22 protein-coding genes are annotated in these 22,977 nt (G+C 37.6%); 12 read left to right on the forward strand and 10 right to left on the reverse strand.

Going from position 1 to position 22,977, the window contains the following annotated elements; genetic code table 11:
- The first annotated feature begins 1 nt into the window (after position 1).
- From coaBC to IV512_RS01585, 9 genes are all read left to right on the forward strand, one after another.
- On the forward strand, positions 2 to 1,207 hold the full coding sequence (gene coaBC, locus IV512_RS01545; RefSeq protein WP_209399969.1) for a bifunctional phosphopantothenoylcysteine decarboxylase/phosphopantothenate--cysteine ligase CoaBC: 1,206 nt from the start codon (positions 2 to 4) through the stop codon (positions 1,205 to 1,207).
- Positions 1,200 to 2,087 (forward strand): DUF4835 family protein, encoded by an 888-nt coding sequence (locus IV512_RS01550; RefSeq protein WP_209399971.1) that lies wholly within the window; start codon positions 1,200 to 1,202, stop codon positions 2,085 to 2,087. The genes coaBC and IV512_RS01550 overlap by 8 nt, the downstream gene beginning before the upstream one ends.
- Before the next feature lie 55 nt (positions 2,088 to 2,142).
- Positions 2,143 to 3,795, forward strand: a complete 1,653-nt coding sequence (recN, locus tag IV512_RS01555; protein ID WP_209399973.1) for a DNA repair protein RecN — start codon at positions 2,143 to 2,145, stop codon at positions 3,793 to 3,795.
- A 131-nt stretch (positions 3,796 to 3,926) separates the two neighbouring features.
- The gene (locus tag IV512_RS01560) at positions 3,927 to 4,736 is read left to right on the forward strand and encodes an enoyl-ACP reductase (protein ID WP_100868816.1); all 810 of its coding nucleotides are present in this window, start codon (positions 3,927 to 3,929) and stop codon (positions 4,734 to 4,736) included.
- Positions 4,737 to 4,823: 87 nt separating this feature from the next.
- Complete coding sequence (locus IV512_RS01565; protein ID WP_209399975.1) at positions 4,824 to 5,864, forward strand: glycosyltransferase family 2 protein; 1,041 nt, start codon at positions 4,824 to 4,826, stop codon at positions 5,862 to 5,864.
- Positions 5,842 to 6,804 carry a CdaR family protein gene (locus tag IV512_RS01570; RefSeq protein ID WP_209399977.1) on the forward strand — a complete coding sequence of 321 codons (963 nt, stop codon included), beginning with the start codon at positions 5,842 to 5,844 and terminating at the stop codon, positions 6,802 to 6,804. Before IV512_RS01565 ends, IV512_RS01570 begins: the two co-directional genes overlap by 23 nt.
- Positions 6,801 to 7,391 carry a dephospho-CoA kinase gene (gene coaE, locus IV512_RS01575; RefSeq protein WP_209399979.1) on the forward strand — a complete coding sequence of 197 codons (591 nt, stop codon included), beginning with the start codon at positions 6,801 to 6,803 and terminating at the stop codon, positions 7,389 to 7,391. Before IV512_RS01570 ends, coaE begins: the two co-directional genes overlap by 4 nt.
- Positions 7,392 to 7,471: 80 nt before the next feature.
- Positions 7,472 to 9,055: a sensor histidine kinase KdpD gene (locus tag IV512_RS01580; RefSeq protein ID WP_209399981.1), complete on the forward strand. Its 1,584-nt coding sequence runs from the start codon at positions 7,472 to 7,474 to the stop codon at positions 9,053 to 9,055.
- 9 nt (positions 9,056 to 9,064) lie between these two features.
- Entirely contained in the window at positions 9,065 to 9,778 is a 714-nt protein-coding gene (locus IV512_RS01585) for a response regulator transcription factor (RefSeq protein WP_209399983.1), read from the forward strand.
- A gap of 48 nt (positions 9,779 to 9,826) precedes the next feature.
- Here the strand turns inward: IV512_RS01585 and IV512_RS01590 are convergent, their stop codons facing one another.
- The 6 genes from IV512_RS01590 to IV512_RS01615 are packed head-to-tail and all read right to left on the reverse strand — an operon-like array spanning position 9,827 to position 15,187.
- The gene (locus IV512_RS01590; RefSeq protein ID WP_209399986.1) at positions 9,827 to 10,330 is read right to left on the reverse strand and encodes a gluconokinase; all 504 of its coding nucleotides are present in this window, start codon (positions 10,328 to 10,330) and stop codon (positions 9,827 to 9,829) included.
- The gene (gene miaA, locus IV512_RS01595) at positions 10,327 to 11,229 is read right to left on the reverse strand and encodes a tRNA (adenosine(37)-N6)-dimethylallyltransferase MiaA (protein ID WP_209399988.1); all 903 of its coding nucleotides are present in this window, start codon (positions 11,227 to 11,229) and stop codon (positions 10,327 to 10,329) included. Before miaA ends, IV512_RS01590 begins: the two co-directional genes overlap by 4 nt.
- A complete protein-coding gene (locus IV512_RS01600; protein ID WP_209399990.1) occupies positions 11,229 to 12,083 on the reverse strand; it encodes an ion transporter in 855 nt (284 codons plus the stop codon). The genes miaA and IV512_RS01600 overlap by 1 nt, the downstream gene beginning before the upstream one ends.
- A gap of 3 nt (positions 12,084 to 12,086) precedes the next feature.
- Positions 12,087 to 13,454, reverse strand: a complete 1,368-nt coding sequence (locus IV512_RS01605) for an exonuclease domain-containing protein (protein WP_209399992.1) — start codon at positions 13,452 to 13,454, stop codon at positions 12,087 to 12,089.
- Positions 13,455 to 13,513: 59 nt separating this feature from the next.
- A complete protein-coding gene (locus IV512_RS01610; RefSeq protein ID WP_209399994.1) occupies positions 13,514 to 14,170 on the reverse strand; it encodes a YggS family pyridoxal phosphate-dependent enzyme in 657 nt (218 codons plus the stop codon).
- A 36-nt stretch (positions 14,171 to 14,206) separates the two neighbouring features.
- Complete coding sequence (locus IV512_RS01615; RefSeq protein WP_209399997.1) at positions 14,207 to 15,187, reverse strand: Gfo/Idh/MocA family protein; 981 nt, start codon at positions 15,185 to 15,187, stop codon at positions 14,207 to 14,209.
- 165 nt (positions 15,188 to 15,352) lie between these two features.
- Here IV512_RS01615 and IV512_RS01620 point away from each other — a divergent pair, with 165 nt between their 5' ends.
- The gene (locus tag IV512_RS01620) at positions 15,353 to 15,994 is read left to right on the forward strand and encodes a protein-L-isoaspartate(D-aspartate) O-methyltransferase (protein ID WP_209399999.1); all 642 of its coding nucleotides are present in this window, start codon (positions 15,353 to 15,355) and stop codon (positions 15,992 to 15,994) included.
- 20 nt (positions 15,995 to 16,014) lie between these two features.
- Here the strand turns inward: IV512_RS01620 and smpB are convergent, their stop codons facing one another.
- Together smpB and IV512_RS01630 are read right to left on the reverse strand one after the other, a co-directional pair.
- On the reverse strand, positions 16,015 to 16,479 hold the full coding sequence (gene smpB, locus IV512_RS01625; RefSeq protein WP_209400001.1) for an SsrA-binding protein SmpB: 465 nt from the start codon (positions 16,477 to 16,479) through the stop codon (positions 16,015 to 16,017).
- Positions 16,480 to 16,562: 83 nt separating this feature from the next.
- Positions 16,563 to 17,120, reverse strand: a complete 558-nt coding sequence (locus tag IV512_RS01630; protein WP_209400003.1) for a histidine phosphatase family protein — start codon at positions 17,118 to 17,120, stop codon at positions 16,563 to 16,565.
- Positions 17,121 to 17,223: 103 nt separating this feature from the next.
- On the opposite strand from IV512_RS01630, the gene IV512_RS01635 reads away from it, so the two are divergent.
- Complete coding sequence (locus IV512_RS01635) at positions 17,224 to 18,960, forward strand: PorP/SprF family type IX secretion system membrane protein (protein ID WP_256439266.1); 1,737 nt, start codon at positions 17,224 to 17,226, stop codon at positions 18,958 to 18,960.
- A gap of 108 nt (positions 18,961 to 19,068) precedes the next feature.
- Here IV512_RS01635 and IV512_RS01640 read toward each other — a convergent pair whose 3' ends face one another.
- Positions 19,069 to 19,665: a TetR/AcrR family transcriptional regulator gene (locus IV512_RS01640; protein ID WP_209400008.1), complete on the reverse strand. Its 597-nt coding sequence runs from the start codon at positions 19,663 to 19,665 to the stop codon at positions 19,069 to 19,071.
- Positions 19,666 to 19,779: 114 nt separating this feature from the next.
- The gene (clpB, locus tag IV512_RS01645; RefSeq protein ID WP_209400010.1) at positions 19,780 to 22,380 is read right to left on the reverse strand and encodes an ATP-dependent chaperone ClpB; all 2,601 of its coding nucleotides are present in this window, start codon (positions 22,378 to 22,380) and stop codon (positions 19,780 to 19,782) included.
- Between the two features lie 160 nt (positions 22,381 to 22,540).
- On the opposite strand from clpB, the gene ytxJ reads away from it, so the two are divergent.
- Positions 22,541 to 22,936, forward strand: a complete 396-nt coding sequence (ytxJ, locus tag IV512_RS01650; RefSeq protein ID WP_209400012.1) for a bacillithiol system redox-active protein YtxJ — start codon at positions 22,541 to 22,543, stop codon at positions 22,934 to 22,936.
- Positions 22,937 to 22,977: the final 41 nt, after the last annotated feature.

Raw genomic sequence — 22,977 nt, forward strand, 5'->3', positions numbered from 1 at the left:
TATGTTAGGCGGTAAAAACATCCTTTTAGGCATTACCGGAGGGATTGCCGCTTACAAGACTACCTTTCTCGTTCGTTTATTGATAAAAGCTGGTGCTAACGTAAAAGTAATTTTAACGGATAGTGCCAGCTCTTTTGTTTCTCCACTTACGCTAGCGACACTTTCTAAAAACCCTGTACTTTCTACATTTATTAATGAGGATGAAGGAGCAACGGATTGGAATAATCATGTCGAATTGGGGCTTTGGGCAGATATGATGTTGATAGCCCCGGCTACGGCCAATACATTGTCGAAAATGGCTAATGGTACCTGTGATAATTTACTGCTGGCGTCTTATTTATCGGCTAAATGCCCAGTTTTTTTTGCGCCGGCGATGGATTTAGATATGTACCAACATCCTTCTTCTAAGTCATCTTTTGAAAAATTACGATCGTTTGGTAATATTATGATACCGGCAACTTCAGGTGAGCTCGCCAGTGGTCTTCATGGAGAAGGTCGTATGGCAGAACCGGAAGACATTGTCAGCTTTATAAAGAAATATCTATCAGAAGGGCTTCCCTTAAGTGGGAAAAAAGTTATGATTACCGCGGGCCCAACCTATGAAGCTATTGATCCAGTACGTTTTATAGGTAACCATGCTTCAGGCTTAATGGGGTATGAACTTGCCAAAACTGCGGCAAATTTGGGAGCGGAGGTCATTTTAGTTTCCGGGCCTACTCATATAGGGTTAAATCATGATCTGGTGGAAATTAAAAAAGTAGTTTCTGCTGAAGAAATGTATGATTGCGCGCATGCTTATTATAAACACATGAATATTGTTATCTGTGCTGCGGCGGTGGCAGATTATCGACCAAAAACGGTAGCGGATCAGAAGATAAAGAAAAAAGATTCAGACCTTTCACTTGAGTTGGTGAAGACTAAAGATATTTTACTTTCCCTTGGGGAAGATAAGCAAAAGCAGTATTTGGTAGGTTTTGCCCTCGAGACCGAAAATGAGATGGAAAATGCCAAAGCCAAACTGAAAAAGAAAAATCTAGATGCTATTGTGCTCAACTCTTTGAATGACAAGGGTGCCGGTTTTGGTCATTCAACGAACAAAATTACGTTTATAGATAAGAATTACGCGATTAATTCGTTTGAACTTAAGAGCAAAGCGGCTGTGGCCGAAGATATATTTGCTGAAATTTTGAAACGATATTATGCGTAGCTTATTTGTACTTTTTCTTTTTATTCTATTTGGCGGTTTTCTTCAGGCGCAAGAGTTGAACTGCTTGATAACTATAAACGCTGATCAAGTTTCCCAAACAAATCAACAGGTTTTCAAAACTTTAGAACGTTCCCTCAATGATTTTGTAAATAAAAACAAATGGACAAATCGCACCTACAAGGAAAACGAAAGGATAAATGCCCAAATGTTTATTACTATAACAAATTACGAGTCTAATCGTTTTGAAGGTAACATTCAAATTCAATCCTCTCGACCTGTATTCAATACTTCTTATGAAACACCAGTTTTTAATTATAAGGACGGTCAATTCAATTTTGAATATTTAGAATTTCAGCCCTTAGTTTTCAATGAAAATGTATTTGACTCCAATTTAGTAGGTGTTATTTCGTACTACGTTTATGTAATTCTAGGTTTAGATGCCGACACCTTCGCTTTAGAAGGGGGTACCGAACACTTTAGAAAGGCGCAACAAATTACTACGCAAGCACAGGGTACTAGTTATTCAGGTTGGGATCAGAATACCGATCGTAGCCGTTTTGAACTTATCGATAACTTATTGTCGAATACATATCGTGAGTACCGTATTGCTATGTATAATTATCATAGAAAAGGGCTTGATATTTTAGGTGATAATAACAGTACGGGCAAACAAGTAATCGCAGGTACAATGAAGCTTTTCGAAACCATGATTAAAAGACGACCTAATGCTTTTTTGATTCAAACATTTTTTGATGCTAAATCAGAAGAAATTCAAAATGTCTTTTCTGATGGCCCTAAGGTCGATATAATACAGCTTAAGGAGACACTGAATCGAGTGGCGCCCTTGTATTCCAGTACTTGGAATGATATTCAATACTAATTCTTTCAGTATGCATTTATAAATTATCTTTGCGTGACGCAATGAAAATTTATACGTGCTAACAAATCTTTCTATAAAAAATTACGCTTTAATTGATAACCTGAACGTATCGTTTGAAAGCGGCTTTACATGTATCACAGGAGAGACCGGAGCGGGTAAATCTATCTTGCTGGGCGGTCTTGCCTTGGTGTTGGGTAAACGTGCTGATTTAAGCGCTCTGCGTGACAAAGAGGCCAAATGTATTATCGAAGCCGAATTTCAAATCGATAAGTATGGTTTAAAGCCTTTCTTTAAGACGAATGATTTAGATTATGAAGATGTAACTATTGTAAGGCGAGAAATTCACCCAAGTGGAAAATCGAGGGCATTTATAAATGATTCACCGGTGACTTTGGGTATTCTGGCAAAATTGGGTGACAGTTTAATCGATGTGCATTCGCAACACCAGACCATGCGCTTGACCGAGAATGATTTTCAATTAAAGGTAATCGATGCATTGGCCGACAATAGTGATATTCTAGTCGATTATAAATCTCAACTGAGTAAGTTCAAAAGGACATCCAAAGAACTGGAAGATCTTATCGAATTTCAAAAGGCGACGATAAAAGAACATGATTATAATAGTTTTTTACTTCAAGAGCTAGAAGCAGCGCCTCTCAAACCTGGAATTCAAGAAGAACTTGAAGAGCAGTACGAACAGTTGAACAATGTCGAAAACATAATTGAGCTACTTTCTGGCGGTCATCAATTACTTAACGATGAACAAGCGGGGGCGGTTAACCTCTTGACCGAATTGAAGCAATTGACAAATAAATTATCCGCTTACGGTAATCAATATGTAGAACTGAATAAACGAATTGAGTCTCTGTTTATCGAGGCCGACGACATTGCAAACGAGTTTCAAAATCTGCAAGAGGTTACCGAAGCAGACCCGCAGGCTCTAGAGGAAATTAATGTCAAACTTCAACAATTGTACGATTTGCAGAAAAAGCATGGAGTGCAAGAAGTCTCAGAATTAATGGAAATAAAGACAGAACTTGCTGAGAAAGTAGATGCGGCGGAAAACATCGAATCAGAAATTTCGAATAAAGAAGCTGAAGTTGATAAAGTGAAAAAAGAGCTATTGTCCTTCGTGAAGCAGATAAGTGAAAGACGAAGCAAAGTGCTACCTAAATTAAAACAACAGCTAGAAAACAGCTTAAAAACCCTAGGTATGGCAAGCGCCAGCTTTGATATTGGTTTAAATACAGTTCAAGAGTTCAAGAGTAATGGTTCAGATGAATTGACCTTTCTTTTCTCGGCCAATAAAGGGGGTGCATATGGCGAATTGAAAAAGGTGGCCTCTGGCGGAGAGTTGTCGCGTATAATGTTGACTATTAAAGCGATACTTGCAAAATACGAAAACTTGCCAACCATGATGTTCGATGAAATTGATACTGGGGTTTCTGGTGAAATATCTAACCGCATGGGAGAAATTATGCAAGTAATGAGCGAGAATATGCAAGTTTTTTCGATTACTCATTTACCGCAGGTAGCGTCGAAGGGCGATTACCATTATAAGGTTTTCAAAGTGGAGGAAGCATTCGTTACACGCACCAAAATGAAAAAGCTGAATGCCGATGAAAGGGTAGTGGAGTTAGCCGAAATGTTGGGAGGTAAAGATATTTCTGATTCCGCAATGGCCCATGCCAGACAATTGTTGAACTAGTTGTTTTGCATCAATTTTTGAACTTCGTTTTTCAAGGCTATCCTATTTTTAAATTTGATGCCCTGATTTAATTACCTTTGTTAACATTTTAAATATATTTGAACCTTTAACCCAGTCAAATCAAATTACACATGTCATATAACTTACTAAAAGGAAAAAAAGGAATAATTTTTGGAGCTTTGGACGAAAATTCCATAGCGTGGAAAACTGCTGAAAGAATTCATGAAGAAGGAGGAACTTTTGTTCTTACCAATGCCCCGGTGGCCATGCGTTTGGGTCAAATCAAGCAATTGGCAGAAAAGACGGGATCTGAGATAATTCCGGCCGATGCTACAAGCGAAGAAGATTTGGCAAATTTGGTTAGTCAGTCTATGGAAATTTTAGGTGGTAAAATCGATTTTGTACTTCACGCCATTGGTATGTCTATCAACGTTAGAAAAGGTCGTTCTTATACCGATGAGAAATATGATTTTACAACTAAAGGTTGGGATGTATCCGCACTATCTTTTCATAAGGTTTTACAAAGCCTTTATAAGGCGGATGCCATGAACGATTGGGGTAGTATAGTTGCGCTAACTTATATGGCGGCGCAACGTGTATTTCCAGATTACAACGACATGGCCGATAATAAGGCCTACTTAGAATCTGTTGCCCGAAGTTTTGGCTATTTCTTCGGTAAAGAGAAGAATGTTCGTGTAAATACCATTTCACAATCTCCGACCCCTACCACTGCTGGTCAAGGGGTTAAAGGGTTTGATGGTTTTATTAACTATGCAGAAAAAATGTCGCCTTTGGGTAATGCTACGGCATTGGAGTGTGCCGATTATACAGTAACTCTTTTCTCAGATTTGACCAAGAAAGTTACCATGCAGAACCTTTTTCATGATGGCGGTTTTTCGAACACCGGTGTAAGCAAAGAGGTCATCGAGCAATTCTCGTAGAGATCAAAACTTTCGATATCTAACCTAACTTAGTTAAAGCAATTTACTTTGTGTAGGTCAAATGGGTATTGAACTTTAAATAGTTCAATGAATTTATCTTTTTCATTTATCGTTCCGGTTTTTAATAGGCCAGATGAAATAGAAGAATTGTTAGCTAGTCTAATGGTTCAGACCTATGATAGACCATTTGAAGTCGTAATCGTTGAAGATGGGTCAACTATAAGTTCAAGAGATCGAGCTCAGGCCTTTAAGGATCAAGCTAATAGCTTGATTACCATTTCTTATTATGAGAAACCCAACTCTGGTCCTGGAAATTCCAGAAACTTTGGAATGAAAAAAGCGAAGGGCAATTATTTCATAATACTTGATTCCGATTGCATCGTTCCAAAAGGGTATTTAGAGACCGTAAATGAATCGCTTCGGTCTGAATTCGTTCACTGCTATGGTGGGCCAGATGCTGCTCATGAGTCTTTTACTCTAGTACAGAAGGCTATTAATTACGCAATGACTTCTGTACTGACCACCGGAGGTATACGGGGGAACAAAAAAGCGGTGGGCAAATTTCAACCCCGAAGCTTTAATATGGGAATTTCGAAGGAAGCTTTTGAGGCGACGAATGGTTTTGGTCTCATACATCCGGGAGAAGACCCTGATCTCACTTTTAGAATTTGGGCCCAGGGGTATGATTCAAAGCTGATTCAAGATGCCTTTGTATATCATAAAAGACGTATAGATTGGAAAAAATTCTATAATCAAGTGACCAAATTTGGTAAGGTTAGACCAATACTGAATAAATGGCATCCACATACGGCTAAAATTACCTACTGGTTTCCGTCGCTGTTTCTAATGGGTTTATTCTTTGCAGTGCTATTAATATTCGTGAATATTAAATTGCCATTTTATTTGTATGTCGTGTATTATGCTCTAATATTTATCGATTCATTGATAAAAAACAGAAATTTGGCAATAGCTTTATTGTCTCTTTTTGCGGTAAGCACTCAGTTTCTCGGTTACGGACTCGGTTTTTTAAAATCAAGTATCTTGGTTAACTTTAACAAAAGCAGGGCCGAAGTATTGTTTCCTGAACTTTTTTTTAAACCCAACAATGTTGCTGATACAAAAGATTAAAAACGGTCTTAAAAAACGCAAGGTCAAGATATTTCTTATATTCCTACTTTGCTCAGCCTTGATTTGGTTCATCAATAGCCTTTCGAGGTCATACGTTAACGATTCGGTTTTTGATTTAGAATATGTTAATGTGCCCGAAGGGTTTTTGTTTGAAAGTGCCTCGAAGTCAGAAATTGATGTTAAGTTAAGGGCTGGGGGTTTTCAGTTTTTGCGTTTTAACTTTATTAATAAAAAGGTATTTATAGACCTTACCGAATTAGAGAAGAAGGCCTCTACCTTTTATGCTAGTCCGTTAGTGTATCGCAAACAAATTGAGAAGCAACTACCGGGAAATATGTCTCTTCTAGAAATAGATAATGATACGTTATTTTTTCAAATGTTAGCTGTCAAATCTAAAAAAGTACCTATAAAGCCAAGGGTAGAATTGAATTTGGTGAAGAATTACCTTTTAGATGGTAAAATGACGGTTTCCCCTGATTCTGTTACTATTACAGGGCCTGCTGTAGAAATCGATACCATCGAATTCATAAATAGTGAAAAAATACAGCTTCCTGATATGGCATCAAACTTTTCAAAAGATGTTGATTTACTGCAGTCTCCCGAATTAGAGAATACCACATATTCGAAGTATCGGGTAACCCTAAGTGGTGAAATAGCGCGATTTTCAGAAAAGGTTTTTAAACTTCCTATTGAAAAGATTAATTTTCCCCAAGGGGCCCAGGTCAAAACTTTTCCTGAAGAGGTGCAGCTTTTATGTAAGGCTAAAATTTCTAGGCTTAAAGAGCTTGATGAAAGTGATTTTAAAATAATTGTGGATTATAGGTCACTTGAAAATTCAAACTCCAATGAAATTGAGCTTAAACTGACCAAAAGGCCGGAAGGTGTGCATAGTGCAAATCTTATGGAGAAAAAGGTCGAATTTTTACTGAAGCGCGAATGATTACGGTAGGTTTGACTGGTGGTATAGGTAGTGGTAAGACAACTGTTGCCGGCATGTTTGAAGATTTAGGTGTTCCTGTATATAATTCTGATAAGCAGGCCAAAGAGCTAATGAATACTTCTCAAGAGGTGGTTAGTGCTATTAAGAAATTATTAGGTGATGAGGCGTATTACCGAGATAAAATAGATAGGGGGTATATTGCCGAAAAAGTTTTTAATGATGATGGATTGCTAGGGGAGTTGAATGCAATTGTGCACCCTGCAGTGCGGCAACATTTTATTGAATGGAGGGCGAATCAGAATTTCAGTTACGTTATTCAAGAGTCCGCACTTATTTTTGAAATAGGATCTCAAGATTTTTACGATAAAATCATTTTGGTTACGGCACCTGAAAACGTTAGGATAGCGCGTGTTTTGCATCGTGATACGCAGACTTCTGAAAAAGATGTAAAAGCGAGAATCGACAATCAACTGTCAGATAACAAAAAGATGATTTCATCACACTTTGTAATTGAAAACCTCGATTTGAAAATTACAAAGGTTAAAGTAATGGAAATTCATCATCAACTTCTTCGTGGATACCAGTAACCACAGCGTTTTAACATTTTTGTTAAGGTTTGGTTAAACGTACAATTTGCTAAATGTTAAATCTTTAATTTTATATTGAAATGAATAAGAGGTTGTTTGTTCTTTTGGTGATTTTGATGAGCCTCTCCTTGATCGGAATTATTTTCGTTCAAAGCTTTTGGATAAAGCAGTCGGTAGATGACAAAGAAGAGCAGTTTTCTAATGCGGTAATCGATATTTTAAATGAGGTTACCGAAAAGATAGAAAGACGTGAAAGACGCGATTACTCCGAAAGGTACTTAAGTCAGATAGACAGTATGGGGGTAGAGGCAAAAACGACACCTGTACGTAATTTCTTGTTTATCGATAAAGATTTGAATTCGAACGAGATTCGAACTTATTCTCACGGTATACTCGAAGAAGATTATAATATAGCATCAACGTTCTTTGACAACAGCGATAGTGGAGATACCACCACTATAAAAAATTATACGAGCAAGCGTACTAGTATGGTCTTCAAAGAAAATTTCGACCTTGATGGTAAGAATATATCGTTGACACCCATTGAAAAAATCGAGAAGATAGGTGGGTTGACGTCTTTGGAAAAAGCGGCATTCGACGATATGTTTATGGAGTATGCCAAAAAAGTACCTATTCACAAAAGAGTTTCAAAGCAAGAAATAGAATTGCTTCTAAATCGAGAGCTTAATGACCGAAATATGGATATTGAGTATGAATATGGTATTTATAGCAGGGGCTTGCCCACCAAGGTGAAATCTAGAAAATTCAAGTTTTCTCAGAGTACGATTTATGAAGCCGATATTTTTAAGGATAGTGAGGGAGAAACTAATTTTTCCCTACTCATAAACTTTCCGAAGAAAAAACGCTTTTTGATCAGTTCGATAATGGGAATGGCATTTTTGTCATTATTGTTCATTTTGGTAATCGTAGCATCTTATTCCGGAGCTATTTATCAATTGATTCGTCAGAAACAGATTTCTGAAATAAAATCTGACTTTATCAATAATATGACCCATGAGTTCAAAACACCTATTGCGACCATAAACCTGGCCGTTGAGGCGATTAAAAATCCGAAAATAATAGGTGACAAAGAAAAGATTCATCGTTATTTGGGCATGATTCGTGATGAAAATAAACGCATGCATGCGCAGGTCGAAAATGTTTTGCGAATATCGAAACTTGAGAAGAATCAATTGGATATTAGTAAGGATAGGGTAGACCTTCACGACATAATACAAGATGCAATCGCTCATGTGGAGTTGATCGTGGCCGATCGTGGTGGTTTTATCGAAGCTAATTTGGCTGCACCCCGTAGTGAAGTTCTTGCAAATGAAATGCATTTTACAAACGTTGTTGTTAATATTCTTGATAATGCCATAAAATACTCCCCCGATGCGCCCCAAGTGAATATATCTACTGAAGTGGCCAAGAATTTTATAATACTTAAAATTCAAGATAATGGGGCGGGTATGAGTAAAGCTGTTTTGAAGAAGGTGTTCGAGAAGTTTTATCGAGAACATACAGGTGACCTTCATAACGTGAAAGGGCATGGTTTAGGCCTTGCTTATGTAAAAAATATTGTAGATGACCATCAGGGTGAGGTCTATGCAGAGAGTGAAAAAGGAAAGGGAAGTACTTTCTATATAAAATTGCCTTTAATTTAATTTAAAATTATGGAAACTATAAATAAGAAAATACTATTGGTTGAAGATGATCCGAATTTTGGGATCGTGCTGAAGGACTATTTGTCTATGAACGATTTTGACGTTACATTGGCAAAGAACGGAATGGAGGGTTTTGAGAAGTTCAAAAAAGATAACTACGATATCTGTATTTTAGATGTGATGATGCCTTACAAAGATGGGTTCACTTTGGCTAAGGAGATTCGTGAGAAAAACGAAAATGTGCCAATTGTATTTCTTACTGCCAAAACAATGAAAGAAGATGTATTGAAAGGATATAAGGCAGGTGCAGACGATTACCTGAACAAGCCTTTTGATTCTGAAGTGCTATTGATGAAGCTTAAAGCGATTCTTCAAAGAAAAGCATCCAATACATTGGCCGATAGCAAGAAATTTGAATTTCAAATCGGTAATTTCCATTTGAATTCAAAACTTCGTTTCTTAAAATATAAAGAAGAGGAGTCGATAAAGCTTTCACCAAAGGAAAACGAATTGCTACGACTTTTGGCGCTGCATGAAAATGATTTAATGCCTCGAGAATTGGCACTCACCAAAATATGGAGAGATGATAATTACTTTACTTCTCGAAGTATGGATGTTTATATAGCGAAATTGCGTAAATATTTAAAACTCGATGATACCGTTGAAATTTTAAATATTCACGGAGAAGGATTCCGCTTGGTAGTGAAAGAAGAGGAGAAATAATATTTATGAGTAGAACTGAATATAAAACCCGTTTTTAACGGGTTTTTTTTATGCCCATTGGTTATCAAGTTTTTTGATGATATTTTCTACAATTACTTTCGGACTATCTTCAATATTCACCAATAATGCCGATGTAGGTATTTCTAAAGCCTCGAATTGTGAGCGCAGTAATTTTGGGGGCATAAAATGACCTTTTCGCTGCTGTAGCCTCTTTGAAACCAATTCGAATGAACCACTTAAGAAAACAAATTTAAGTTGGTCTTCCAATCCGTTGCGCAATAACTTTCTATACTTATGCTTTAACGCCGAACACGCAATGATAGCACCTTGTTCTCGATTTTCTTTTGCCAGTTCGTTCAGCTTAACGAGCCAACCTTTTCGATCTTCATCATTTAGAGGATGCCCCTTGGCCATCTTTTCGACATTTTCATCAGGGTGGTAATCATCGCCATCAAAAAAACTGAGTTCCAATTTTTTGGCCAATAACTTTCCAATAGTGCTTTTTCCCGAGCCTGAGACGCCCATAACAAATATAATCGGTGGCTTTTTCATAGCAGTTTTTCTATATCGTTTTGTATCTGGGTAGAAGAAGTATCAAATTCATACCAAAGTGTTTGTTCATTTTTTTTGAACCAAGTCATTTGCCTTTTGGCAAACCTTCTTGTATTCTTTTGAATTTCTGAGATGGCAAACTCCAGCGACCAATCTCCTTTAAAGTAATTGAATAACTCTCGGTAACCCACAGTTTGTAATGCATTTAAGTGTTGATAATCAATCAGGTTTCGAACCTCTTCAATTAGTCCTTCACTAACCATTAAACCAACTCTCTGATTGATACGATCATATATGGTTTGTCTTTCCGCCGTTAACCCTATTGTAATGGTCTTAAACCTGCGCTTTTTCTTTTCGGATTTCAAAAATGAAGAATAAGGGCGGCCCGTACCGATGCAAATTTCAAGTGCTCTAACCAAACGGTGTGGATTGTTAAGATCTACCTTTTTGTAATACTCGAAATCTTCTGTTTTGAGTAACTCTTGTAGGCTTGATATGCCATTCTTATCTAACCTCTTATTGAGCTCAAGCCGTATTTCAGCGTTTACTTTAGGAAAATTATCAAGCCCTTTGGTAACTGCATTTATGTACAATCCGCTACCACCGACCATGATAACTATATCTTTTTTTTGATAAAGTGTATCAAGCCGATTAAGTGCTTCCCGTTCAAAATCTCCAACAGAATAATCGTCTTGAATGCTGCGATGTTGAATGAAATGGTGCGGAGCTTGGGACAATTCATCATCTGCAGGTACGGCGGTACCGATATTCATTTCCTTATAGAATTGCCTTGAATCAGCTGATATAATTTCGGTTTTAAAATGCTTCGCAAGCTCAATGGCAAGTTTTGTCTTTCCGATTGCCGTGGGCCCTATGACTGATATAAGTAATTCGTTCATTAGAGTTTGCTTCCGCAGTTATAGCAATGGGTGGCATCATCTCTATGACCTTCTTTGGCACATGTAGTACAAGCTTGAGTATTTACGTGAACGAAATGCTTGTCTCCCGAAGGTTTTTTTTCGTGGTCTTGCCCTTGTTTTCCAAATTCTACGGTAACAATACCAGTTGGTACGGCAATTACGCCATAACCGACCAGCATAATAATCGTGGCTATTAGTTGACCTTGAGGAGTGATAGGCGCTATATCTCCATATCCTACAGTAGTAAGGGTCACGATAGTCCAGTAAATACTTGTAGGTATACTGGTGAAGCCAGCTTCATCACCTTCGATCAGATACATTACAGTACCTAGTATCACCGATAAGATTAATACTGCAAATAAGAATACCGTAATTTTTGCACGACTTGCTTTTAAGGCGCGTTTTAATTGTGAAGCTTCGCCTAGAAAACGAACTAGTTTTAATATACGAAAAACCCGAAGTAATCTAAAGGCGCGAATGGCCAACAGTACTTGTGATCCCGCAAATATATACGAAAGGTAAAGGGGAATGGTAGATAAGAAATCAATAATGCCATAAAAGCTAAAAATATATTTTGATGGCTTTTTTATACTAATGATTCGTGCAATATATTCTATGGTGAAGAGCACGGTAACGACCCATTCTAAAACAAATAGGGTCTTATGATATTTAGCATCGATCCACCTAACACTCTCTAACATAACTAGCAAAACACTAATTATAATCAGAAAGAACAATAGAATATCGAACCATTTACCCAATGGGGTGTCGGCTTCATATATTATTTCATGGACTCTGTGTTTCCAGCCCTTATCAGGTTTACTATCTCTCAATATCTAGTTGCTTAACTCTAAAATCTTTAATACCCTTCTTTTTCTAAGGTATGTTTCAATGATGTGTGAAGTGTTTTCATCGCCCTTCATGGGAACGATTATCGATTCTAAGATATGAATATTATTAATTTGATGATTGAGGTCATAGAAACCAAATCCTTTGAAGATACCATTTTTAATTAGAACCGCACTATATTCTCCAACTTCTCGACCCTTGTCAACGATGATAATATTCTTATGGTCTAGTGAATATTTATCTACTGCTGTTCTTACGCGTTTATTGTAATTTTCTATGGGTTCTTTTTTAATACAAGCGCCATGACAATCACCTGAATCATAATTCGAACAATTTTTTTTCGCCTCTGAAATTCCATTGAGTTTAGGGCAGAGCTCAAATTCTTCAGTGATTTTATAAATGAAATTCTTAGCCCCGGCCGAACTGTTGAATGTGGTTAATGCTTCGTTGCTATCTTTCAATTTTTCTGCTACCAAGGTAAGATAGCCATCACTGTTTGTCTTCACGATAACTCCGTGAGAAAATAATGTTTTGGGTTGCTTAGGGTTGAATCTGGGTCGATTTCTTCTTAATTCTTCATTTTCTTTTAGAAGTGCGACTAGTTCGCTACCTGTTTTTTCAAATGTAACTTTTTTGGTCGCTTTCTGAAGTTGTCTTGATCGACTGCCATTGTTGGTAAAGTGTTGATTAACACGTTTTTTTATATTACTACTCTTGCCTAAGTATAGAACTTCACCATCTTTATCGTGCATGTAATATACGCCGGTTTCAGAGGGTAATGATTCAACAATGTCTAACTGTCTATCAGAAAGTTCACCATGTTCCTTTTCTCTGATAATATCTTTAACAATGGTTTTATCTGAATCTTTGGAGAGCAAAACTTTAAATAGTTTTAAGGTAGCCAGTGCATCTCCATTGGCCCGATGTCGATCGCTCACAGGTATGCCCAATGAGCGCACAAGTTTGCCAAGACTGTGTGACTCGGCTTCAGGAATCAGTTTTTTAGAAAGATCTACTGTACAGAGTGTTTTTCTTTCAAAATTATACCCCAACCTTCTAAATTCGGTTCGAAGTATTCTATAATCGAATTGCGCATTGTGGGCCACAATTACACTAGAATCGGTAATTTCGACTATGCGCTTGGCTACCTCATGAAATTTAGGTGCTGTACGTAACATTTTGTTGTTGATTCCCGTAAGATTGACCACAAATGGCTGAATGTCTTTTTCCGGATTGACTAGACTAATAAACTTATCTACAACTTTATGTCCATCAAATTTATGAATGGCGATTTCTGTAATGCCTTCTTCATTAAATTTTCCTCCTGTAGTCTCTATATCGAGTATTGCGTACATTAAATTAGTTTAGTCTTAAAAAGATGCTTTTGGGTCGCAAGATAAATTTACCGAAGATTCTAGTAATTTCTAGCTCCAAAGATACTGCTGCCGATGCGAACCATAGTACTACCTTCTTCAATGGCAACCTTGTAATCACCACTCATGCCCATTGACAGAATATCAAGCTGTGGTATTTTATTTTTAAGGTCATCAAAAATTGATTTTAACTGTCTGAATTCCCTTCTTATTTGAGATTGGTTTTCAGTAAAAGTGGCCATGCCCATTAATCCTTTTATATTAATGTTAGCTAGGGACTTGAATTCTTTTGAATTTATCATATCCTCTAGTTCTGTTCGGTCCAACCCAAATTTAGTATCTTCTTCGGCAATATGCATCTGTAACAAGCAATCAATAGTTCTATTTTGCCCGGAAGCTCGTTTATCTATTTCCTTCAAAAGCCTAAAACTATCGACCCCATGCACCAATGATACAAATTCGGCCATATACTTTACTTTGTTCCGTTGTAGGTGACCAATCATGTGCCACTGAATATCTTTGGGAAGCTCTTCCCATTTACCGACCATCTCTTGAACTTTGTTCTCGCCAAAAATCCGCTGCCCAGATTCATAGGCTTCCATAAGCTCTTCTATGGGTTTCGTTTTCGAAACAGCAACCAAAGTTACATGGTCGGGAATCGTTTCAAGTATTTTTCGCAAGTTCTCTTTTATGGGCATATAAAGGTAATTCTTCTGTAGGGTTAGCTGTATCTGTTAACTAAGGCTAGCATCAGTTTTGAAAGAATCAATAATCTGAAGTGCAATTTTTAGGGCATTTGTACCTTGTTCAAGAGTAACGATTGGTTCTGTATTGTTGATAATCGAATCGGAAAAGCTTTCTAACTCATCTAGAATAGCATTATTATTGACTATATCAGGATTCTCAAAATAAATTTGCTTTTTTTCACCTTCCGCATTTTGCAGAATCATATCAAAATCGCCTGCGACTTCTGGGGCGTTTTTCATTTTTACAACCTCTACCTTTTTTTCTAAAAAGTCAACGGATATGTAGGCATCCTTTTGAAAAAACCGGGACTTCCTCATGTTTTTGAGCGATATTCTACTCGCGGTTAGATTCGCTACACAACCATTTTCAAATTCGATACGTGCGTTGGCAATATCAGGCGACTTGCTGATTACCGAAACACCACTCGCATTTATTTGCTTGACCTCTGAATCGACAACGCTTAAAATAGCATCTATATCATGGATCATTAAATCTAAAACCACGGGTACATCAGTTCCTCTAGGGTTAAATTCTGCCAATCGATGGGTCTCGATAAACATTGGCTCTTTAATTTGGGCCTTCACCGCCGAGAAAGCAGGGTTGAATCGCTCAACATGACCCACCTGTCCTTTTACACCATAATGTTCTTTCAACTTTAATAACTCAAGAGCTTCTTCAAAAGTGTTTGTTATCGGTTTTTCTATAAAAATATGTTTTCCCTTTTGAATCGCTTTTTTAGCACAATCAAAATGTGAAAGGGTAGGGGTGACTATGTCTACGACGTCTACGGCGTCGATTAGCGTATTTATATTGTCATAATACTGGTATCCGAATTCATCGGCTACCTTTTTTCCGTTAATAGCATCGGCATCGTAAAATCCGATAAGTTCATATTTTTTCGACTCGTTGAGCAATCGTAGATGGATTTTACCCAAATGACCGGCGCCCAAAACCCCAACTTTTAACATCTATTTCTCTTTACCCCAAAAATAAGGATATTTTTGGGTTTCATGATTTCTCAAGAAATTGATTCTAACTCAAAAAGTTGAGTATCACAACTTAATTTTTGTCGCTGGTTGTTTCTTGTGATTTGATTATTTACGACCTAACTTTACCTTTCTAAAACCAAACCATTGAAAGATACCTTCAAGCATAGGGGAATGCGAAATAAGCTCGCCGAAGTACTGGTGAAAAAAGGTATTACCGATACCAAAGTACTTGGTGCAATTAAAACGATACCCAGACATTTGTTTATGGATAGTAGTTTTGAGGGGCATGCCTATCAAGATAAAGCATTTCCTATAGCGGCAGACCAAACCATTTCACAACCTTACACAGTGGCATTTCAAACTCAACTATTGCAAGTGAAACCTGGTCACCAGGTATTGGAAATCGGCACGGGAAGTGGTTATCAAACGGCAGTACTACTTCACCTAAAGGCTAAGGTGTTTACCATTGAAAGACAGCAAGAGCTATTCAAGAAAACCAAACTTTTTTTTGGCAAAATGGGCTATCGCCCTAAAAAGAATATTTTCGGTGATGGTTATAAAGGTTTACCACCTGATGCGCCATTTGATTCGATTGTGGTTACTGCTGGTGCACCTGAGGTGCCAAAACCACTAATGGCACAACTAAAAATAGGTGGTCGTCTAGTTATACCTGTCGGAGTGAACGATCAGGTCATGACGTTGTTTATTCGAAAATCGGAGAAGGAATTTGAGAAAAAAGAATTCGGTTCATTTCGATTTGTGCCTTTGTTGGAAAACAAAAATTAAGCCGCTCTATTCTTTATAAATCAATTATTGAAACTTTTTTTGATTCGAGCCAAGTTTCTTTTGTTGTCTCTGTCTTTTATAGTTTCCCTTTTATCGTGAAGTTTTTTACCCTTGGCAAGTGCAATCTTAACTTTTGCAAGCCCTCGGTCATTAACGAAAAGATTGAGCGGTACAATAGTTAATCCGCTCGTAGAAACCTCTTTTCTAAGTTTTTTGAGTTCGCCTTTGTGTAATAAAAGTTTTCTTTCGGCCTTTGGTCGGTGATTGAAGTGCGAAGCATGCGAATATTCATCGACCTGCATGTTGATTACAAACATTTCCCCTCGATCATTGAATTCACAGAAACTTTGGGAAATGGAAGCTTTACCCTCTCGAATAGATTTTATTTCGGTACCGGCCAAAACAATGCCCGCAACATAAGTGTCTAAAAATTCGTATTCGAACTTAGCCTTCTTATTCTTTATATTGATGTTCTTTTGAACCATCTTACAAAAGTAAACAAGTCGTTCGAATTACAATAATCGCAGAGTGATGATTGCTAACTTATATAAGTTAGGTAACGAATAAATTACTCTCTTTCTTTTGGGCAGTTGCAATTAATATGAAGTCGTTGAGAAGTCGCTTTGTTTCCCACAAGCTGTACTATAAACAGACTGCCGTTATCAGAGTCGTCCATCTCATAAAACACATCTTCTCCCATAACCTTGTTTGCAAAATCGGGCGTGGTGTTGCTATGACCAACAACTAAAACTGTTTTATTTAAATTATCGGCTTTAAATTGATCAATATCGATAGTTTGTGGTTCGTAATACTGAACATCGAGGTCTTTTTTTACAGAAATAGGTGCTGCTGTCATCGAAGTTCTTTGATAATCGGTTGAATAAATGGCGTCTAGTTCAACGTCATCTAAGATTTCGGCCCAATGCATTGCCCTACCAAGACCACGTTGATTAAGTTCAGGATCTGGGTCTTCGGGGTTCGAACGGTCTTTTTCCGCATGTCTTACAAAGTAAAAAGTTGAAACGGCCGGGTCTACGTTCAACGGTTCCACCTTTTTTTGATTATCTTTACAACCTACAATGAATAGGAAAAGTACTACAACTTGAATGATTTGAATGCCTTTCATAATTAAAGACTCTTTTTTTTGGTTGAAAACTCTTGCATAAATGTTAACTAAATTTAGCTGAAAAAAGTATGTTAAACTGCTTGTTTTTGTTCTTTTGTTTATGATGAAAATTACTAGCCTGTTAATTTTGCTAAATTTTTCTTTGATTGCGTACGGTCAAAGAGAAGAGCGCTTACCTGCCGATTTAAGGCAACATAATTTAACGACATATAATGCCAGTTTGTTTAATCCTGCGTTTTCATTAGATAGAAACAATGCGGAATCGGTAGCATTTTGGTCAAGATGGCAATGGCAGAGTATTGATAGTGACCCTACGACGATATTCTTGAACTATACAAGAAAATTAAATTCAAAATCAGCTGCAGGGTTAGCCTTCTTTCAGCAAAATACAGGGATTTTTTTTAATACGGGTGGAGCGGTTAATTATGCTCATCAATTTGAGTTAAACGATTTGGTGAGATTGTCTTTAGGGGTCAATGTTTTTGCCTTTAAACAAGAATTGGCGAATAATAGTTTTCAAGTTGACCCTAACCTTCCCATACCATTACCGACGATTACTGACGATTTTATAATTCAAATGGCGCCTGGAGCAAGTATATCGGTAGAACGTCTTACCCTGAGCCTGGCCTCTGAAAATTTAATCGATTATAATTTTAATGCCAAAGAGGGGAATACGGCTAAAGAAGATAAAATATTCATGTCGTTATTGTCATATGATTTTCCCTTAACGTTAGGGGCCACAACAAATGCCTTCTTAAGGCCCTCTATGTACTTGAGAACTATTCCCGGTCAATCAAATCAAATCGGATTTTATTCATTGCTGAATACTGATAAATATTGGGGTCAAGTAGGTTATAATAACTTTTACGGTTATGGTATTGGAGTAGGAGGCACATTTTTTAAACATTTTTCTATTGGAGCTTTGGTCGAGCTGGGGACAAGTGCTTCCATCTCAAAGGATGCCTCTTTTGAACTGATGGCTGCCTATTTTTTAGGCAAACCAGACGAACGACATAAGGTGGTAGGTTTTGATATCGAAGAAGAGGAGGGTATCATTCTTCAATTAAACCAAGAAGAGAAAGACCAGCAAATGAGGGAAGAGCTTGAAAAAGCGGAAGAAATTGCTGAAAACGAAAAAAATAAATCTAAAGAAGCTAAGAAGGCGGCTAGAGAAAAAGATAAAGAAGAGCGAAGACAAGAAAAACGAGTTCGTGATTCAATTGCCGATATTGAAAAAGAAGCTGTATTGGCAGCGAAAGAACTTAAGCTAAAACAAGAGCAAGAAGCAAAGGCAAAACAAAAAGAAGAAGAGGCCTTGGCCAAGGTCGAGAAAAATGCTAAAGAGCAGCAAGAAGCTATTGAAGATGAGGAAGAAGCATTGGCGAATATTCGTAGAGAAGAACAAGCCCGTAAATTAGATTCTATCAATAAGGCCAAGCAAGCAGAGGCATTGGCAGAAGCGAGACGGTTAGCTGAAGAGCACAGACGTGATTCTATCGCCCAAGAAGCTAAGCGCAAAGCTGAACTAGCGGAGCAAAATGAAGCCGATAGGCCCCAAAAGGGTGAGAAATATGAGGAAGTTCAAACCGAAGATGGGTTAGAGCCTGGTTATTATTTAATTGCCAATGTATTTGGTACTAAGAAATATTTTGATGCGTTCATGGCAGACCTTAGAAGCAAAGGAATGAGCCCCGGGTCATTTCAAAGGGGTAAGAACAATTATCACTACGCCTACTTACAACGTTTCGATACTATGCGAGAAGCTAGACAAGCGAGAGACGGTAAATATGGTGGTAAGTATGCCGGAAATACGTGGATATTTAGAGTGGTCGGCAAATAATGAACTAACCCTATGACGTTAATCTATTATTATCTTTTAGAGGCTTACTGTTTTTAATAAGACTAGAGAATTCTAAGGTATTAAATGTCGATAATTAGTAGTTCGGTACTATATTTTAATTTCCTTTTTGACCAATAAGTCTAGATAGGCAATAGTATTAATAAGATACTTTCTATCTCGTGTAATCGTAGACATAGCGATTGCCCCCTGAATCATAGTATAAAATTGTTTGGCGAACTGTAGGGGAGTAACGGGTAGTTTCAGTTCATTACTATTAGTGCCGTTTTCGAGAACCAAAGCAATTTTACCCTCAATTTCCTTAATTATTTCTTTGCTTGCTGCGGCAAGAAGTTTGTTGTTGTTCTGTGCGTCTACACCTGTATTGAGTACCGGGCATCCTCCTAAATCGGCGGTGAAATCATCATAATGACGATAGAATTCGGTAAGGGCGAATATTTTATCTAATGAACTGCCATCAATCGATAATACCTGATCAATTTTTGATAACAATTTTTTACTACTGTACTCAAATGCTGATATTGCTAAGGCTTCTTTATTTTCAAAATTGCCATATAAAGCACCTTTGGTCAATCCGGTTGCCTCGGTAAGATCACTCATGCTGGTACCTACATATCCTAGTTTATTAAATATAGGTGCTACGGTTTCAATAATATAGGTAGTGGTTCTTTCAGCTTTGGTGGTCATCGTGGTGCAGTTTTGTACGAAGATAAAAAATTTATATACTGCATGGTATCTAGTTTTGTCAAAAAAAAGGCACCTTTTTTAAAGATGCCTTAATCTATATTATGAAGTATTATCTTACTTCACCAGTTCTTCTTGATTTCGAAAAACCAACTCATTTTCAAATGAATCGATAAGTACTATGCTATCCGTAGATATACTGCCTTTTAATAATTCTTTCGAAAGCTTGTTAAGTACTTCTTTTTGTATTACTCTTTTAATGGGCCTAGCACCAAATTGTGGGTCATACCCTCTTTCAGATAAATACTCGATAGCCTCATCTGTAGCATCGATTGTAATGTGTTGTTTAGCTACCACTTTTTTCAAATAATCGAGTTGTAGTCTCACAATTTTAGAAATATCATTTTTGCTTAGCGGAGTAAACATAATAATATCATCTATCCGATTCAAGAATTCGGGCCTGACCGTTTTTTTCAACAATCCGAGTACTTCTACTCGAGCGGCTTCCGTAGCACTATAAATATTATTGCTATTCTCGAACTTTTCTTGAATAATATGGCTGCCCATATTACTGGTCATTATAATGATAGTATTCTTAAAATCGGCAACACGACCTTTATTGTCGGTCAACCGTCCTTCATCCAAAACTTGTAAGAGGATATTGAAGGTGTCAGGATGCGCTTTTTCGATTTCATCTAACAAGACAACGGAATAAGGTCTTCTTCGAACCGCTTCGGTCAATTGACCGCCTTCATCATAACCCACATACCCCGGAGGTGCCCCCACCAAGCGACTGACCGAATGCCTCTCTTGATATTCGCTCATATCAATTCTGGTCATCGCATTTTCGTCATCGAAGAGGTATGACGCCAAGGTTTTAGCCAGTTCTGTTTTACCTACACCTGTCGTACCTAAGAACAAAAAGGAACCAATAGGTCGTTTGGTATCTTGAAGACCGGCCCTGCTTCGACGTATGGCATCGGAAACTGCCTCAATCGCCTCTTCTTGACCTACTACACGTTTGTGTAGAACATCTTCAAGTTGTAAGAGCTTTTCGCGTTCGCTTTGAAGCATTTTAGTAACAGGAATGCCTGTCCACTTGGCGACTACTTCAGCGATATCTTCGTTCGTAACCTCCTCTTTAATCAAGGTGTCGGTATCTTGTTGGGCTAGAAGTTCTTCTTGTAGCTTCTCAAGTTGTTCTTGAGCTTCTTTGATTTTTCCGTAGCGCAACTCTGCAACTTTTCCATAATCTCCATTACGTTCAGCTCTCTCTGCTTCCGATTTAAATTCTTCAATATCGTGCTTGGTCTTCTGAATGTTGTCGACGACCGACTTTTCACTTTCCCATTTGGCGAAAATCTCGTTTCTCTCTTCTTTAAAATTGGCCAAATCAACATTCAGCGACTTAAGCTTTGCTTTATCGTTTTCTCTTTTAATGGCTTCAATCTCAATTTCCAACTGCATTATTTTGCGATCTAGAACATCTAACTCTTCAGGTTTTGAGTTGATTTCCATGCGGAGTTTAGCCGCGGCCTCATCCATCAAATCAATTGCCTTATCCGGCAAGAATCTATTGGTAATGTAACGTTGGGATAATTCTACCGCTGCAATTACCGCATCGTCTTTAATGCGCACTTTATGGTGTGCCTCGTATTTTTCTTTAATACCCCTTAAGATCGAAATTGCACTTTCGGTATCTGGCTCGTTTACCGTCACCTTTTGAAAACGTCTTTCTAAAGCCTTGTCTTTTTCAAAATACTTTTGGTATTCGTCTAAAGTTGTTGCTCCAATAGCGCGTAATTCGCCTCGTGCCAGTGCAGGTTTTAAGATGTTTGCCGCATCCATAGCTCCCTGTCCGCCACCTGCCCCAACTAAGGTATGTATCTCATCGATGAACAAAACTATGTCACCGTCAGATGAAGTAACCTCTTTAATTACCGACTTTAGGCGCTCTTCAAATTCACCCTTATATTTTGCGCCTGCGATTAACGCCCCCATATCTAAGGAATAGATAATCTTATCCTGTAGGTTCTCAGGTACATCACCTTGAATAATACGATGCGCAAGACCTTCGGCAATAGCAGTCTTACCAGTGCCAGGTTCACCTACCAGCATGGGGTTGTTCTTTGTTCGACGAGACAAAATTTGTAGAATTCTACGAATTTCTTCATCACGTCCGATTACAGGATCAAGTTTGCCACTGTCGGCCAATTCGTTAAGGTTTCTTGCATATTTATCTAGAGAATTATAGGTTTCTTCAGCACTTTGTGAAGTAACCTTGCCGCCACCCCTTAGCTCTTCTATTGCTACTTTTAAATCTTTTTCTGTAGCGCCCTGATCTTTTAAGATTTGAGCGATTTTACTCTTTGATTTTAAAATTGCAAGTAAAAGATGTTCAATCGAAACAAATTCATCGCTCATTTTTTTGGCAATGATACTAGCTTCGGTAACCGTTTTTCCCGCTTCTCGTGAGAGCATAATATCACCGCCCGAAACCTTTGGAAAACTCTCCAGCTCTTTGTCCAGAATTTGTTCTATAAGACCTACATTGATATTTAATTTTTTTAATATAAAGGGAAGTACGTTTTCATCGACCTCGCCAATGGCCTTAAAGAGATGTTCATTTTCTATTTGCTGGTGCCCGAGGCCTTGTGCAATTTGTTGGGCCTGTTGCAAAGCCTCTTGCGATTTTATGGTATAATTATTAAAATTCATATTCTTATATCTTTAGCTTATGTTTACTTTTGAAAGGAATAAGTCAAGAATCTTACCAAGGTTTTGAGCAAGACAAAATGTCTGTTAACATCAGTAAATACAGGACATTTCGGCAGTTTTTGACTTGCATCTTTAATAAAGATATTTTAAAATTTAGTTAATGGGACTTTTTAGTGGATTATTTGGAGGAGGAAGTAAAGAGGAAAACGAGGAAAAAACTAAAATACCATGGATAGCTCTTACGCACATAAGTCAATTAGATGAAATAGTAGAAAAATCAATGGTGAAACCCCAGGTTATTTTCAAACACTCTACTACCTGCGGAATTAGTAGAATGGTCTTGAATATGTTCACATCGAATTATGCGCTTTCCGAAGAACAAATGGATTTCTATTTTATTGATTTACATAAGAACCGTAATGTATCGAACGAGGTCGAAACTAAATTTAATATTGTTCATCAATCGCCCCAGTTACTGATAATAAAAAATGCTCAAGTAGTAGCCCACGATTCTCACGGCGCGATTTCAGAACTAAGGTTAGAAGAATTCGTTTAATTTGTAAGGCGGGCGATTAGAATCAAAAAAAATCCCCAAGC

This window comes from Pseudozobellia sp. WGM2 (genome assembly GCF_017810075.1).
Lineage (GTDB): Bacteria > Bacteroidota > Bacteroidia > Flavobacteriales > Flavobacteriaceae > JADNYK01.